Consider the following 15,803-nt stretch of genomic DNA (forward strand, 5'->3'; position numbering starts at 1 on the left):
TAAAGACAATTGGCGTCCGAGCAATTATGCTCGGACGCCAATTTCAGCGATATGTGCTACTTCGCAGATGCGGATTCCACGAGGGTGCCGCCTTCCGCCACTGACTCGTCGGCAAACGGATTGCCGTTGCGTGGTGCGTTGTACATATCAATATCCAGGATGCCTTCGCGCTTGGCCACGATGGTTGGAACCAGCGCCTGGCCGGCAACGTTCACCGCGGTGCGGCCCATATCGATGATCGGATCAACAGCCATCAGCAGGCCAACACCGGCAAGCGGCAGGCCCAGGGTGGACAGCGTCAGCGTCAGCATGACCACCGCGCCGGTGGTGCCGGCGGTAGCCGCCGAGCCGAGCACCGAAACGATCGCAATCAGGATGTAATCGGTGAGGCTCAGATCAATGTTGAAGAACTGGGCAACAAAGACGGCCGAAACCGCAGGGTAGATCGCTGCGCAGCCATCCATCTTCGTGGTCGCGCCCAGGGGCACAGCGAATGAAGCGTAGCCCGAAGGCACGCCGAGGTTCCGCTCGGTCACGCGCTGGGTCAGCGGCAGGGTGCCAATGGACGAGCGGGAAACGAAGCCCAGCTGGACTGCTGGCCAGACCCCGGAGAAGTACTGCTTGATCGACAGGCCGTGGCTGCGAACCAAAACAGGGTAGAAGGCAAAGAGGACCAGTGCGAGGCCCACGTAGATCGCTACCGTGAACTTGCCCAGGGCGCCGATGGTGTCCCAGCCGTAGGTTGCCACGGCGTTGCCGATCAGGCCGACGGTGCCGATCGGCGCAATGCGGATGATCCACCACAGCACCTTCTGGATGATGGCCAGAGCCGAAGCGGAGAATGCCAGGAATGGTTCGGCGGCCTTGCCGACCTTCAGAGCTGCCACGCCGACGGCGATGGCGACCACGAGAATCTGCAGCACATTGAAGCTGACCGAAGTGGTAGCCGCTCCGTCTTCAATGGAAGTGCTGGCGCCAAGGCCAAGGAAGTTCGACGGGACCAGTCCGGTCAGGAAGCCGAGCCAGTCGCCGGTCTTGCCGTCGTAGCCTGCAGGAGCTTCCTGCCCGGTATTTGCGCCAGGCTGGAACACCACGCCCAGGAGCATGCCGATGGTTACGGAAACCAGCGCGGTAATTCCGAACCACAGCAGGGTCTGCCACGCCAGGCGGGCAGCATTGGTGACCTTGGAGAGATTGGCGATGGAAGCGACCACCGCGAAGAAGATCAGCGGGATGACCGCTGTGCGGAGCAGCGATACGTAGCTGGAGCCGATGATCGACAGGGCGCGGCCCAGGCCGTTAGGTTCGTCGGCGGTGCTGCCGGTGTACTTGGCGACGAGACCCAGGATGAGGCCAGCGATGAGAGCCGCAATGATCTGCGGCCCGAAGCTGGTCATCCAACGGGGGAGTTTAGATGAAGGTGCGGCGTTTGACATGCTTTCAAGGCTAGGTCGGTTTTCACCGCTGGGCGCAGTTGATATTACGCAAGATGACGAATATGCCGTAATTGTGTTTTTGAACACCAAATCGGTGTGAAGTGGCGCATGGATCCGGTGATATTCCGCAATGGTTGGTCACATCCTGTCATCTGCAGACCGCCTGCGGCATCGATGCTTATCCAACTGTTTCGCCTGTCAGCTGGACTCTCGAAGCCGACTATGGCATGAACTTCATGGCGCACTCGCAGCTGCGTTGCAAGGAGGGCTGGAACCCGCCGCTGGCTGCTGGGGCAAGTCCTGTCGAATGGGCTGATCTGCAAGGTTGGCTCCCCTTGACCTGGGGTCCCGGTATGGAAGAGTGGGGCACAAGCCCACGTCGTACCTTGGCACCGAACGATGAAAGTGCCGATCAATCAGAAGGATCACTGTCAATGCGTGTTTATATCACCAGCGTTTTTGTCTCTGACCAATCGCAAGCCAAAGAGTTCTACACCAAAGTCCTCGGCTTCAAGGTCAAGCACGATATTCCCATGGGGCCATTCAGCTGGCTCACCCTGGTGTCGCCCGAAGATGAAGGCGGCGCCGAACTCCTGCTTGAGCCAGCCGAGCACCGGGCCGTCGCTCCGTACCGTGATGCACTCAAGGCCGACGGGATTCCGGTGGCATCCTTTGCTGTTGAGGACGTCCAAGCCGAATATGAGCGCCTGAGTGGATTGGGTGTTGAATTCACGCAGGGCCCTACCGATGCCGGCACGGTCATGGTGGCAACCTTCGATGACACCTGCGGCAACCTGATCCAGATTTCCAGCTACAAGGGATGAAAAATGCCGGGCCCTGGGGCCCGGCTTTCCAGCAGGCTATTTCAGCAGCGCGCGCTTGAGGGTATCCAAGCCCACCGAGCCCAGACGCAAGGCTGCGGTGTGGAAATCCTTAAGTGAGAAGGCATCGCCCTCGGCGGCAGCGTACTCATCGCGGATTTGCTCCCACAGCCGTTGGCCGATCTTGTACGACGGCGCCTGGCCGGGCCAGCCCAGGTAGCGGTTGTACTCGAAGTCCAGCTGCCCCTTGGACAAATCAAGATTCCGCTCCAGGAACTCGTACCCCTTCTCTGCATCCCAGATGCCCTTGCCCCACTGCGCTGGCACCTGCAATCCCAGGTGCACGCCGATATCAAAAACGACCCGGGCCGCGCGAAGTCGCTGCGCATCGAGCATGCCCATGTAGTCGCCGGGATCATCAAGGTAGCCCAGCTGGTGCATGAGCCGTTCCGAATACAGTGCCCAGCCTTCGCCCTGGCCGGAGACCCAGCACATCAGCCGGCGCCAGCTGTTCAGGGTCGCCGCTTGCATTTGCGCCGTGCCGATCTGCAGGTGATGCCCGGGCACGCCTTCGTGGTACACCGTGGTCAATTCCGCCCACGTGGTGAATTGGTCCTCGCCTGGCGGCACCGACCACCACATGCGCCCGGGCCGGGTGAAGTCCTCGGACGGTCCGGTGTAGTACACCCCGCCGTCCTGGGTCGGCGCGATCATGCATTCAATGCGATCCATCGGAGCCGGGATCTCGAAGTGCTTGCCTGACAAGTCCGCGATCGCCTGGTCGGCTTTGCCCTGCATCCATTCGCGCAGGGCATCGGTCCCGTTCAGCTTGCGCGCAGGGTCCTCGTTCAGGACCCGCTTCGCCTCGTCGATGGTCGAGCCCGGCTTGATCTGCTGGGCCACGCGCTGCTGCTCGGCGATGATGGCATCAAGTTCGGCGACGCCCCACGCGTAGGTTTCCTCCAGATCGATGGTGGCGCCCAGGAATCGGCGGGACATCAGCGAATAGTATTCACGCCCTACGGCATCCTGTTCTGGCGCTTGTTCCAGGAGCTCGGTTTCGAGGTATTGGGCCAGCTTGCGGTAGGCGGATTTTGCGCCCTCGGCGCCGCGTTCCAAGCGTTCAGCCGCGGCGGAATCGATGGCACTGCCGGAGCTGGCGAGCTGGTCGAAGAATCCGCCGTCCTTGGCGTAGTCGACCGATTGGCCGGCAACGATCCGCACCTGCCGCTTGGCTGGCATCATCGAGTTGGCGGCCGAATCGCGCAGGGAAGCGATGTAGCCGTCGATGGCCGCCGGCAGGTTTTCCAGGCGCTGGGCGATGAAGGCAAAATCCTCGGCGCTGTCCTGGGGCATGAGATCGAAGATCGAGCGGATCTCCTGGGCCGGGCTGGCAATGTTGTTCAGTTCCGTGCGCCCGGTAAAAAGAATTTCCAGTTCCAGGCCGAGGCGCTCGGTCATCGCATCGAGCGTCACCTCGTCCACGGCGTCAACGGGCGTGGCATTGGCCAAGGCGCTCAACGTGTCGCGCAGGAGCCTGATCTGCCCGGTGGTGCCAGCCGGGGAGTAGTCGCCATAAGCGGATTCGTAGCCGGGAATGCCCAGCGATACTCCCCATTCAGGGGTGAGCTCCAGGCTCTTGGCGTAGAAGCCTTCGGCGATCTGATCGATCGCCGAAGGGTCGCGGTGCGGTGCGGAGGATGTCATGTAGCTAACAGTAGTTGATATGAAAGATTTGTTGAAGAGTTTTACGCACTGCTATGGGTTTGGGGATTGGGGTTTGCGCAGTGCCGCCAGCCAGCCGGCGCGCCGGATGTGCGGAGCGGGCGCCGCGAAGCTAGCGGCGCCCGATGGCCCAGCCCAGTCGCGGAGTCAGTGCGCGGCGCTTGCGCAGGCGGGTGACTCGCTTTTTGGCCGGCGCCGCTGCTTCGGGCTGCTCAACCGGAGTATTGCCCATGGCGCACAGCAATGCGGTGACTGCCGCCAGTTCCTCGGCGGTGGGATTGCCCTTGGTCACGCGGATCTGTGGGGCGGCAGGTGTCGCGGTGTCCTGTTGCATTGGCTTTGCTCCTGGGTAGTACTCGAATCGGCGGTGCGAGCGGCGTTTACAGCGGGATGTTGCCGTGCTTCTTCGGTGGCAGTACTGCGTGCTTCTCGCGCAGGGCGCGCAGGCCGCGCACCAGCTGCACGCGGGTGTCGCTCGGTGCGACGACCGCATCCACGTAGCCCAGCTCGGCAGCCTGGTAAGGGTTGAGCAGCTCGGCCTCGTAATCGTCGATGATCTGCTTGCGGCGTGCCTCGACGTCTCCGCCCTCGGCTTGAACTGCTGCCAGATCTCGGCGGTAGAGGATGTTGACTGCGCCCTGGGCACCCATCACGCCGATCTGCGCGGTAGGCCAGGCGAGGTTCAAATCGGCGCCAAGCTTCTTGGAACCCATCACGATGTACGCTCCGCCGTAGGCCTTGCGGGTGATCACGGTCAGCTTCGGCACAGTGGCTTCCGCGTAGGCGTAGAGCAGCTTTGCGCCGCGGCGGATGATGCCCTGGAATTCCTGGTCCTTGCCCGGCAGGAAGCCCGGGACATCCACGAAGGTGAGGATGGGGATGTTGAAGGCGTCGCAGTTGCGCACGAAGCGGGCTGCCTTTTCCGAAGCGGCGATATCCAAGGTGCCGGCGAACTGCATCGGCTGGTTGGCCACGATGCCGACGGTGCGGCCCTCGACGCGGGCATAGCCGATCATGACGTTCGGCGCGTACAGGGACTGCATCTCGAAGAAGTGGGCGTCATCGACCACGGATTCGATGACCTTGCGCATGTCATAGGGCTGGTTGGCCGAATCCGGGATGATGGTATCCAGGGCCAGATCATCAGCGGTGATCTCCAGCTCCTCATCGAATTCGGCGATCAGCGCGTCGGCGAGGTTCGAGGAAGGTAGGAAGTCCAGCAGTTCCTTGCAGAATTCGACGGCGTCTTCTTCATCGCTGGCCAGGTAGGTCGCGGTGCCGGTGTTGGCATTGTGCTGGCGTGCGCCGCCCAGGGCTTCCATGTCGATTTCTTCGCCGGTGACGGTCTTGATGACATCTGGTCCGGTGATGAACATGTGGCTGGTCTTGTCGACCATGATGACGTAGTCGGTCAGCGCAGGGGAGTACGCGGCGCCGCCGGCCGATGGGCCCATGATCAAGGAGATCTGCGGAACGACGCCCGAGGCGTGAACGTTGTTGCGGAAGATATCGGCGAACATGGCCAGGGAGGCCACGCCTTCCTGGATGCGTGCGCCGCCGCCGTCCAGGATGCCGACCACTGGACAGCCGTTGCGCAGGGCGAATTCCTGGACCTTGACGATCTTTTCGCCGTTCACCTGGGAGAGCGAGCCGCCGTAAACGGTGAAGTCCTGGGAGTAGACGGCGACAAGGCGGCCGTCAACGGTGCCGTAGCCGGAGACCAGGCCGTCGCCCATCGGCTTCTTCTTTTCCATTCCGAAAGCTGTGGAACGGTGAACGGCCAGGGCATCGAATTCTACGAAGGAGTCCTCGTCCATGAGCATTTCAATGCGTTCACGGGCGGTGTGCTTTCCGCGGGAGTGCTGCTTTTCGATTGCTGCCTGGCCGCTTGGTGCTTCGGAGAGCTTCTGGCGGCGGCGGAATTCAGCAAGTTTGCCGGCGGTGGTGGACAGGTCGATTGACTCGGCTGCCTCGGTTCTGCCCTGCGTCATGCCTTCGACTCCCTCGAGTTGTCTTCAATGTGTAGGAATAGCACAAGAAAAATGCCATCTAAGTCAGTCTAGCTGGGGAAACAGGACTTCTGGTTGTAGGAAACTTACAAAATGGCACGATATCGAGTGGGTGGCACGCCAGAATAAGTTACTCTGCAGTAGCTTAGCCGGGGAACTTCGCGTAACCTAGATCACATGACTAGTGAATCCCGCACTGAAATCGCTCCGGTCTCAGCGAGCCTCAAGAACCGCACCATCTTGATGAGCGGCGGAAGCCGCGGTATCGGATTAGCCATAGCCAAGGCGGCCGGAGCCCTTGGCGCCAACGTCGTCCTGCTATCCAAAACCGCAGACCCGCACCCGAGCCTCGAAGGCACCATCCATACCGCCGTGGAAGAAATCAACCAGGCCGGAGGCCGAGGCCTGGCTGTAGTCGGCGACGTGCGCATCGACGAGGACGTGCAGCGCGCCGTGGACGAAGCGGTCGCCGCCTTCGGCGGCATCGACATCGTGGTGAACAACGCCTCGGCCATCAACCTGGCCAAAACCGATCAAGTGGATATGAAGCGCTACGACCTGATGCAGGACATCAATGTGCGCGGAACCTTCCTGCTGTCGAAAACCGCGTTGCCCTACCTTCGCGCCTCGCAGCACCCGCATATCCTCACCCTCTCGCCTCCGCTGAACCTGGATCCGCGCTGGGCCGGAGAACACCTGGCCTACACGATGGCCAAATACGGCATGTCCATGACCACCCTGGGGCTGGCCGAAGAGCTCAAGGACCAGGGCGTGGGAGTGAACTCGCTATGGCCGGAAACCTTGATCGATACCGCAGCCATCCGCAACCTGCCCGGTGGACAGAAGATGATCCAGGGCGCCCGTGACGCGCAAATCGTTGCCGACGCCGCCATGGCCATCCTGGGCAGCGATCCGAAGAAGCTCAGCGGCAATTTCTTCACCGACGGCCAGGTCCTGAAGTTGGCAGGAGTCACGGATCTGGAGAAATACGCGCTGAACCCGCAGGTGCCATTAGTAGAGGACATTTTCCTTTAAAGAATCCACGCAAAGAGGCTGGCAGCGCGGCGGTGTTCTAGGGTTTTAGCTATGAACACTTCTGATGGCACCGCCCGCGCGGCCATAGACCCAGCCCGGTTCGCGCAACTCACAAAGCAGCTTGAACTGGGCACGGTGCTGTTCAAGGACCGCTCGGGTTCGACAAACACCGAGCTGGCGCAGCTGGCCGCCACTGGCACGGCTGGGCACCTGAGCGTCTACTACACCGAGCATCAGCAAGCGGGCAAGGGGCGCCTTGGCCGGAGCTGGGTGACACCCCTGGGCTCATCGATCACCGTGAGCGTGCTGATGGTTCCCGGAGCCAGCATCCCAACCGAAACACTGTCCTGGTACACCATGCTCGCAGCCCTGGCCTGGAGCCGGGCCGCCGAACGCGTTGGCGAAGTGCCCGTGCGGATCAAGTGGCCCAACGACCTGCTGGCCGGCGAATTCAAGATCTGCGGAATCCTCGCCCAGATGGTTCCCGCCGGCTCGGGATACGGGGTTGTGGTCGGTACCGGAATGAATGTGGATCAAAGCCGCGAAGAACTGCCGGTCCCTACCGCCACCTCGCTGCGCCTGGCCAGCTCCCGCGCCATCGACCGCACCGAGCTGCTGGCCGAGTACCTCAAGGAACTGGTGAACCTTGATCGCGCATTCCGCCAGGTCTCCGGTTCCGCGCAGATGCCGCTGCCCGGATTCGAGGGCCGCAGCCTGCAGGAGCTGGTCAGCGAAAAACTGGCCACCTTGGGGCACGTCGTCCGCGTCGAATTCCCGGACGGCAGGAGCCTGGAAGCCACCGCGGTTCAGCTGGCCGCTGACGGCGCGCTGGTTTTGGAGGAGAGTTCAGGGCAGCGCACCCACGTGCTGGCGGGGGATGTGCACCATGTGCGGCGCGCCGATGGAAAGTATGCCTAACCAGCATCGTGCCTAGCACCGGGACTATTATTGAATGTACAGACCGAAGAACTGTGTCCAGAGGGGAGGGGCGAGGACCTAAACGATGAAGCTGCCGCTACATGAACGGGAACGAGTGATCATCAAGACTCGTGAGCACTCCCGGGTACTGCGACAGCCCATCAGCGCCTTCCTCATTCTCACCGCGCTGTGCACTTTCGCCGTCGGCTACCTCTCGCGTGATGACCTCTCTGACTGGCTGGCCGCCAACGCCGAAGTATGGATGATCGTGGCCGTGGTTCTCTGGGCCGCACTGGTCCTGATCTGGAGCATTGTTCCCTGGATCCGCTGGACGCGCAGCCTGATCGTGCTGACCACCGAACGCATCATGTTCCGCTCGACCTACAGCCAGGGGCAGCTGCAATCTGTAGGATTATTTACGGTTCGCGACCTAGTCGCCTACGCTAAGCAGAATAATGCGATGACTCGTGCGGGAACCCTGGACATCGTCCTTAACCAGGGATACGTAAGAATCGCGCACGTTCCTTCCGTCCCGTATTTCCGGTCGCTGGCCATGGAAGCTATGACGAATCTGCGCAACAACCAAGGCGCGGCACACACCGAAACGACGAACAGTGAGGGCATGGGGGCATGAGCACCGAGCACACCAATTCACCCCGGGCTGACTCCCCACAGTCTGCCGCGCAGGCCGCTCGCGAAGCCCGTCAAGCCCCTGCCGCCGAAAGCCCGGACCTGGCCGATCCAATCCTCGAATTGGCCCAGGCCATGGAAGGCCCGCTGCGCATCCCGGCACACACCCCGGACGCAGTGCGCGATAACGTCGCCTCGCTGGAACACCGGCTGATTGGCGGGCAACGCGAATTCCGCCGCCGCGAAGTCGCGGCCGAAGCAGGAATCTCGCTGCACTCCGCCCGCAAGCTCTGGCGCGCCATCGGCTTCCCGGAACTCGGCGATGACGAGGTCTTCTTCACCAAGGCCGACAAGGCAGCGCTGGGCACCATGGTGGGCATGGTGCGCGAAGGCAAGCTCACCGAGGAAACCGCCATCTCGCTGATGCGTTCGGTAGGCCAGATGACCGACCGAATGGTGGTCTGGCAGATCGAAGCCCTGGTTGAGGATATGATCGCCAACCAGAACATGTCCGATCGCCAGGCCCGCCGCCAGCTGTTCAGCATGCTGCCGGAAATCATTCCGGCCATTGAAGACCTGTTGCTGTACTCCTGGCGCCGCCAGCTGAATTCCGCTGTGCACCGCATGGCCTTGCGCGTGGAAACCGGCGTCGCCGCCTATAAGCAGGACAGCCCGGAAGCCGATGGCGGCACGCCGCTGCCCTTGGCCCGTGCCGTGGGCTTCGCCGACCTCGTCTCCTACACCTCGCTCTCGCGCCGCATGAACGAGCGCACGCTGGCGCAGCTGGTCCAGCGCTTCGAAGCCAAGTGCGCGGAAATCATCTCCGTCGGCGGCGGACGCCTGGTGAAGACCATCGGCGATGAAGTGCTCTACGTGGCCGAAACCCCGCAAGCCGGTGCCCGCATCGCGCTCTCGCTCTCCCGCGAATTGGCGCAGGACGAGCTATTCCCGCAAACCCGAGGCGCTGTGGTGTGGGGCCGTGTGCTCTCGCGCCTTGGCGACATCTACGGACCGACCGTGAACATGGCGGCCCGCTTGACCTCGCTGGCAGAACCAGGGGCAGTGCTCACCGATGCACTGACCGCCAATACCCTGCGCAATGATGCCCGATTTGTTCTCACTGCCCAGGAAATCACGGCAGTACGCGGATTCGGCGACATCCAACCTTACGAACTCTCGCCTGGCGAGGGAGCCGGACTGGTGATTGACTGATGAATAATGAACCGACACCCGTGCCGTTCAACCTTGCCGCCGCCGGAATGACGGACGTTGGACGGCGCCGGACCGAAAACCAGGACCGGATCTTGATGCACGACATCGTGTATGCCGTCGCCGACGGCATGGGCGGGCACGAAGCCGGGGAAGTGGCCAGCCAGCTGGCGGTGGAAACCATGCAGGAGATCTGCACCTTCGCCAACAAGACCTCGGTGCGCAAGCTGCCCACCGTGGCTGAAGTCCAGCGCCAGGTGCAGCTTGCCGATGACCGGATCCGCGAAGCCCTCGAAGCCCGAGGAGGCACCACGCTCTGCGCCCTGTTGCAGATCAAGGCCCCCGACCAGGGCAGGGATAATGTCACCGCGCCGATTTCCGCGGTACCGCCTTGGACCTCAAGCTTCTCCATGAAGGTCAACACGGACGTGATCGCCAAGATCACCCCTGAAATGCTCAAGGTGCACCGCGACTCCACAACTCCGGGCACCGCTCCGCTGCCGGTGGTCACCGAGGAAATCCCCAACCTGCTGCTCGTGAACGTGGGCGATTCGCGCGGCTACCGTTTGCGCGATGGCGCCCTGCAGCAGCTGACCCGGGACCACTCGGCCGTCCAGGAAATGGTGGATGCCGGGCAGATCACCGAATTCGAGGCCCGCAACCATCCGCATCGCAACCTGATCACCCGCGCCCTGGGGGCCGGCGCCGAGAGCCAGCCCGACGTGACCGTGCTCCAGCCGCGCATCGGCGACCGCTACCTGCTGTGCAGCGATGGCCTCTCCGGCGAGCTGACCGAAGACATCCTGCAGACCATTTTGGTGAACTTCAAGGACCGGACCGAAGCCGTGCGGGTTTTGACCGGGGCGGCCCTGGAAGCCGGCGGCCGGGACAATATCGCGGTGATCGTGATCGACGTGGTTGCTGCGGAAAACCCGACGCCAGACGCAGAAGAGAACTAGGCTTCCAAGTCTGCGATTCTGCCGGCCGGTGGGGCACAATTGGATACGTGAGTGAAAATTCCGTAACCCCAGTTGAGACGACTAATGCTCCGCCGGAAGCTGACAAGACCCGCTATGAACAGCTGGTCGAACAGATCCGCACCCACCGCGACGCGTACTACCAAAATGACGCTCCGCTGGTTTCCGACGTGGAATACGACGCGCTCTTCCACGAGCTGCAGCTGCTCGAAGCGAAATATCCGATCCTGGCCGGACAGGACTCACCCACCCAAGAGGTCGGCGGCGAAGTCTCCGCGGCTTTCGCTTCGGTCACCCACGCCAGCCGCATGTACTCGCTGGAAGATGTCTTCTCGCTCGACGAACTCGACGCCTGGCTGGAACGAGCCCAGGTTAACGCCGAACGCCTGCACCCGCAGACCCCGGTCAAATGGCTCTGCGAGGTGAAGATCGATGGACTTGCGCTCAACCTGACCTACCGTGATGGCAAGTTGGTCCGCGCCGCCACCCGCGGCGATGGCACTACCGGTGAAGATGTCACCCATAATGCCTTGACCATCAGCGATATTCCGCAGGAGCTGGCCGGTTCCGGCTGGCCCGCCGAATTCGAAGTCCGCGGCGAAGTCTTCATCGCCACCGACGACTTCAACGCCTACAACGAGACCCTGATTGCCCAGGGCAAGGCGCCATTGGCCAACCCGCGCAACGCCGCCGCCGGCAGCCTGCGCCAGAAGGACCCGGAACAAACCGCCAAGCGCCCCCTGCGCATGTTCGTCCACGGTCTGGGCCGCAGCCGCGACTTCAACATGACCGAGCAGTCCGAAGCCTATGAGCTCATGCGCGGCTGGGGACTGCCGGTTTCCCCGTATGGCCGGGTGGTGGACAGCCGGGCCGAAGCCAAGGACTACATCGCCGAGCACGGTGAAAAGCGCCATGACCTGATCCACGACATCGACGGCATTGTCATCAAGGTCAATGACCTGGCCACCCAGGAGCAACTGGGCTACACCTCCCGCGTTCCGCGCTGGGCCGTGGCCTACAAATACCCTCCTGAAGAAGTGCACACCAAGCTTCTTGATATCCAGGTGCAGGTCGGCCGCACCGGCCGCGTCACTCCCTTTGGCGTAATGGAGCCGGTGCTCGTGGCCGGATCCACCGTGGCGCGCGCGACCCTGCACAACCAGGAAGTGGTCAAAGCCAAGAACGTAAAAATCGGCGACACCATCATCCTGCGCAAAGCCGGCGATGTCATCCCTGAAATCGTCGGACCGGTGCTGCCATTGCGCGAGGGCAACACCGGCCTGCGTGATTTCGTGATGCCTACCGTTTGCCCATCCTGCGGCCAACCCTTGGCTCCTGCCAAGGAAGGAGACGTGGATATCCGTTGCCTGAATGCCGAATCATGCCCAGCCCAGCTGACCGAACGCGTCGCCTACCTCGGCGGGCGCAGCGCATTGGACATTGAAGCGCTGGGCTATGAAGCGGCAGCCGCATTGACCAGCGGACCGGGGGAGGACCCGGCAACCCAAGGCGGCATCGTCCTGCCTGCAGGTCCTGGCCCGCTGCACAACGAGGCCGAGCTGTTCAATCTCAAGGACAAGCTGGAGGAACTGGGCGAGGTCAAGGTCTGGCGTGAAAAGCGTTCCAAGGGCGAAGGCACCGGAAAGTTCGAACTGGTTCCGTACTTCTACTCCAAGGCCACCGCGAAGAAGCCGTCGGCGCCCACGCGCAGCACGCTGAAGTTGCTCGACGAGCTTGAAAAGGCCAAGGAAAACCCGCTGTGGCGCGTGCTCGTGGCACTGTCCATCCGGCACGTGGGCCCCAACGCCTCACGCGCCATCGCCACCCGTTATGGCTCCATGGATGCGCTGCTCGAAGTCCTGGACTCCGGGGATGCGGTCACCGAACTGAGCGAAATCGATTCGGTCGGGTCGATCATCGCCGAGGCCCTGGTCGAATGGTTCAAGGTCGACTGGCATCGCGAGATCGTCTCCGCGTGGCAGAACGCCGGCGTGAAAATGAAAGATGAGCAAGACGAGAACATCACGAAAAATCTCGAAAACCTCGCCATCGTCGTGACCGGAACACTGGAGAATTACTCCCGGGACACCGCAAAGGAAGCCATCATTGTTCGTGGCGGCAAAGCCACTGGCAGCGTTTCGAAGAAAACAGATTTCCTGGTTGCCGGCGAATCCGCCGGATCAAAACTGGACAAGGCGCAATCACTAGGCGTTCCGGTACTCGATGAAGCAGGCTTCGGCGTGCTCCTCGAACAGGGACCCGACGCAGCGCGCGAGGTCGCCCTCGCCGCACCTACGGAAGGCTAAGACATGGATAAGGCAATCAGCCACGACCCGCTGGTATTGGTGGCGCGCCGCGCCGCAGCCGCCGGAGCCGAGGTGCTCGCACGGCGTGACGAATCGCAGTTCAACCTCAGCGACAAGTCCGCGGCAGGGGATTGGGTCACCGACTTCGACCGGGCCTCAGAAGAGGCCATCCGCGCCACCATCTTGACCTCGCGCCCCAGCGACGAATTGACCGGCGAGGAGTTCCCCAGTGCCAAGCCGGCGAACCCCAGCGGCGTGCGCTGGAGCATCGATCCCCTGGACGGCACCACCAACTTCGTCCGCAATATCGCCTACTACTGTTCTTCGGTGGGCGCGTGCCAGCTGGAGGAAGACGGCACCGAAACCTGGGTGGCTGCGGCCATTGTGGCCCCGGCCCTGCAGGTGGAATATTTCGCGGGCAAGTCCCTCGGCGCGTGGAAGCATGACCTGCGCACCGGAAAACTGACGCAGCTGACCGGCCCGGTGGATTCGCCAGCCAAGATCCTTGGAAGCGGTTTCGGCTATGACGCTGAACGCCGCCAATTCCAGGCCCGCGTCCTGGAAGGCATGCTCGAAGACTACGTCAACGTTCGCCGTATCGGCTCGGCAGCCCTGGACCTGTGCCTGGTTGCCGAAGGCGCGCTGGATGCCTATGCGGAATACGGCACCCAGGAGTATGACTGGGCCGCCGGCGCATTGATTGCCGAGGAAGCCGGGTGCCAGGTGGGCCGTCCGGCCAGCAATCCCGGATGGCAGTATGCCGGCTTGGTGGATACCGCCAAACTGATCGAACCGGGAAACTAGCCCAGCACCAGGGCCATCGCTTCATGCGCGTAGTGGATGGCTATGCCAACTGCGACACCGCCGCACACCTGTGTGGCGGTGTGCTGGAAGCTGCGAACGCGGGACCATGAGAGCACCGCGATGAACAGCAGCACCCAGGGCATGAGCTGCGGATTCTGCCCGGCGGTCTGCAGGATGACATAGCTGCCCACGGCCATGTGCACCGAGACTTTCCACCAGATGTTGATGATAGCGACGACCATCAGCCCCAAGAGCATGCAATAGACCTCGCGGAAGATCCCGGCGCTGGCATCCATCAGCCACAGGACCACCAGTCCGCAGACGATCAGCCCGGCCGTCATCGCGTAAATCCGATGGCGCTGGTGGCGCACCGTGACGTGCAGGTCCGTGACCTTGCCTCGCAGTTTCGCCGCCGCAAGCAGCAGCCAGGGGATCACGGTGGTGAAAAGCGCCGCCACCACGGCTTCGGCCCAGCTGACTGATGCATCGCGCAATGGCGAGAGCAGCAGCAACAAGGTGGCCAGGATAATGGGCGAGAGCACATGCGAAATGCCCAGCGCGATCCGGCGCACGGCCATGGAGCCGGTGGCGGGGGAGGAAACCTGCATCAAAGTTCTCAAGCCTTGCTCATCTTGCTGAAGTGTTCACCAGGAACGCATTGCGCACCCGGATCAGTCGCGGCATGTACCAGCTAAGCACCAAACGCTCGGCCAGCCAACCCAGCGGCCCCAGCGGCGCTTCGAATTGGATCCTGTCCACCATGATGGTGCCTGCATCGGCGGCATGGAACTCATGCACGTGATGGAACTTCTTGAACGGTCCGCGCACCTGCTGGTCGGTGAAACCTGAGGGTTCCATCAGTTCGCTGATTTCCGAGGTCATGCGCAGCGGAATTCCGAAATGCTTCGCACGCCAGGTGACCTGCTCGCCGAGGCCTATCTGTCCGCTGGTGACCCCGCCGACGGCCTGCTCGCCGGAGTCGGCCATGGACCCGGCATGCGCGTCGATGTTCAGGGATTTCTCGAAGAGCTCCTGCCTCGGCATATCGGTGATGGTCACGCATTCAAAGTAGACAGCCATGCGATCAGTCTGCCACAGGCCAGCTTCTGGGCACCTGGCCTAGAGAACGCGAAGCTGCATGTCGGACAGCCCTGCGGCGGCGTCATCGTAGTATTCGCGCAGCTTCAGACCCGCGGCGGCGGCTTCGTCCAGAACCAGGACCGCGTCGGGGTGCAGCTGCAGGACCGAGCCGGGGCAGGATGCGGTGAGCGGGCCTTCCACGCAGGCTGCGATCGTCTCTGCCTTGCCTTCTCCGGTGGCCACGAGCACCAGCCGGCCGGCTTCCAGAATGGTGCCAAGCCCCTGGGTTACGCAGTGCGTTGGCACGTGTTCGATGCCATCGAAGAATCGGGCGTTGTCCTGCCGGGTCTTGGCGGCAAGGCGCTTGACGCGGGTGCGGCTGCGCAGGGCGCTGCCCGGTTCGTTGAATCCGAGGTGGCCATTGGAGCCGATGCCCAGGATCTGGACGTGGATGCCGCCGGCCGCTGCAATCCCCTGGTCGTAGTTGCGCGCGGCTTCTTCGATGGCCTGAAGCGAGCTGGCCATGCCCTGCGGCGTGTGCAGCTGCTGCGCTGGCAGGCCGATGACCTGGCAGACTTCATTGACCAGGGTCTGCCGGTAGGACTGCTCGTGGGTGTCCGGGATGCCGATGTATTCATCCAGGGCGAAGCCGGTGGCCCGGGAAAAATCGGCACGCCCCTCGGTCACCGCGCGGGCCAGCTCGCGGTAGAGGCCCAGCGGAGAGGAGCCGGTGGCCAGGCCCAGGACGGGATCGGCGCCGGCGCCGTGGTTCGCCAAGCCTTCAAGGACGTTGTCTGCGGCGATTCGTGCGACATCGTCGGCGGTGTTGGCAATGAGTACGCGCATGATCTGT

At 62.6% G+C, this 15,803-nt stretch carries 15 protein-coding genes; 8 read left to right on the forward strand and 7 right to left on the reverse strand.

What is annotated here, in order from left to right:
* Positions 1-56: 56 nt before the first annotated feature.
* The gene (locus D3791_RS12445; RefSeq protein ID WP_172512395.1) at positions 57-1,436 is read right to left on the reverse strand and encodes a dicarboxylate/amino acid:cation symporter; all 1,380 of its coding nucleotides are present in this window, start codon (positions 1,434-1,436) and stop codon (positions 57-59) included.
* A gap of 434 nt (positions 1,437-1,870) precedes the next feature.
* Here D3791_RS12445 and D3791_RS12450 point away from each other — a divergent pair, with 434 nt between their 5' ends.
* Positions 1,871-2,260, forward strand: coding sequence for a VOC family protein (locus D3791_RS12450; protein WP_172512396.1), 390 nt, complete (start codon positions 1,871-1,873; stop codon positions 2,258-2,260).
* 36 nt (positions 2,261-2,296) lie between these two features.
* Here D3791_RS12450 and D3791_RS12455 read toward each other — a convergent pair whose 3' ends face one another.
* The 3 genes from D3791_RS12455 to D3791_RS12465 all read right to left on the reverse strand — a co-directional run bounded on the left by D3791_RS12455 (position 2,297) and on the right by D3791_RS12465 (position 5,973).
* A complete protein-coding gene (locus tag D3791_RS12455; RefSeq protein ID WP_172512397.1) occupies positions 2,297-3,964 on the reverse strand; it encodes a DUF885 domain-containing protein in 1,668 nt (555 codons plus the stop codon).
* Positions 3,965-4,094: 130 nt separating this feature from the next.
* Complete coding sequence (locus D3791_RS12460) at positions 4,095-4,316, reverse strand: acyl-CoA carboxylase subunit epsilon (protein WP_172512398.1); 222 nt, start codon at positions 4,314-4,316, stop codon at positions 4,095-4,097.
* 46 nt (positions 4,317-4,362) lie between these two features.
* A complete protein-coding gene (locus D3791_RS12465; RefSeq protein ID WP_022874996.1) occupies positions 4,363-5,973 on the reverse strand; it encodes an acyl-CoA carboxylase subunit beta in 1,611 nt (536 codons plus the stop codon).
* Positions 5,974-6,168: 195 nt separating this feature from the next.
* Between D3791_RS12465 and D3791_RS12470 the strand changes: the two genes are divergently transcribed.
* The 7 genes from D3791_RS12470 to D3791_RS12500 all read left to right on the forward strand — a co-directional run bounded on the left by D3791_RS12470 (position 6,169) and on the right by D3791_RS12500 (position 13,870).
* The gene (locus D3791_RS12470; protein WP_172512399.1) at positions 6,169-7,026 is read left to right on the forward strand and encodes an SDR family oxidoreductase; all 858 of its coding nucleotides are present in this window, start codon (positions 6,169-6,171) and stop codon (positions 7,024-7,026) included.
* Positions 7,027-7,077: 51 nt separating this feature from the next.
* Complete coding sequence (locus D3791_RS12475) at positions 7,078-7,944, forward strand: biotin--[acetyl-CoA-carboxylase] ligase (RefSeq protein ID WP_172512400.1); 867 nt, start codon at positions 7,078-7,080, stop codon at positions 7,942-7,944.
* Positions 7,945-8,029: 85 nt separating this feature from the next.
* Positions 8,030-8,578 carry a hypothetical protein gene (locus D3791_RS12480; protein WP_061954422.1) on the forward strand — a complete coding sequence of 183 codons (549 nt, stop codon included), beginning with the start codon at positions 8,030-8,032 and terminating at the stop codon, positions 8,576-8,578.
* On the forward strand, positions 8,575-9,786 hold the full coding sequence (locus D3791_RS12485; protein WP_022875000.1) for an adenylate/guanylate cyclase domain-containing protein: 1,212 nt from the start codon (positions 8,575-8,577) through the stop codon (positions 9,784-9,786). The genes D3791_RS12480 and D3791_RS12485 overlap by 4 nt, the downstream gene beginning before the upstream one ends.
* On the forward strand, positions 9,786-10,742 hold the full coding sequence (locus D3791_RS12490; protein WP_081638078.1) for a PP2C family protein-serine/threonine phosphatase: 957 nt from the start codon (positions 9,786-9,788) through the stop codon (positions 10,740-10,742). Before D3791_RS12485 ends, D3791_RS12490 begins: the two co-directional genes overlap by 1 nt.
* Positions 10,743-10,789: 47 nt before the next feature.
* Positions 10,790-13,066, forward strand: coding sequence for an NAD-dependent DNA ligase LigA (gene ligA, locus D3791_RS12495; RefSeq protein WP_052165200.1), 2,277 nt, complete (start codon positions 10,790-10,792; stop codon positions 13,064-13,066).
* 3 nt (positions 13,067-13,069) lie between these two features.
* The gene (locus D3791_RS12500) at positions 13,070-13,870 is read left to right on the forward strand and encodes an inositol monophosphatase family protein (protein ID WP_172512401.1); all 801 of its coding nucleotides are present in this window, start codon (positions 13,070-13,072) and stop codon (positions 13,868-13,870) included.
* Here the strand turns inward: D3791_RS12500 and D3791_RS12505 are convergent.
* The 3 genes from D3791_RS12505 to nagB are packed head-to-tail and all read right to left on the reverse strand — an operon-like array spanning position 13,867 to position 15,796.
* The gene (locus D3791_RS12505; RefSeq protein WP_172512402.1) at positions 13,867-14,490 is read right to left on the reverse strand and encodes a hypothetical protein; all 624 of its coding nucleotides are present in this window, start codon (positions 14,488-14,490) and stop codon (positions 13,867-13,869) included. The genes D3791_RS12500 and D3791_RS12505 overlap by 4 nt on opposite strands.
* Before the next feature lie 7 nt (positions 14,491-14,497).
* Positions 14,498-14,950 carry an SRPBCC family protein gene (locus tag D3791_RS12510; protein ID WP_022875005.1) on the reverse strand — a complete coding sequence of 151 codons (453 nt, stop codon included), beginning with the start codon at positions 14,948-14,950 and terminating at the stop codon, positions 14,498-14,500.
* Between the two features lie 39 nt (positions 14,951-14,989).
* Entirely contained in the window at positions 14,990-15,796 is an 807-nt protein-coding gene (gene nagB / locus D3791_RS12515; protein WP_172512403.1) for a glucosamine-6-phosphate deaminase, read from the reverse strand.
* Between the last annotated feature and the right edge of the window lie 7 nt (positions 15,797-15,803).

The organism is Glutamicibacter mishrai, assembly GCF_012221945.1.
GTDB lineage: Bacteria > Actinomycetota > Actinomycetes > Actinomycetales > Micrococcaceae > Glutamicibacter > Glutamicibacter mishrai.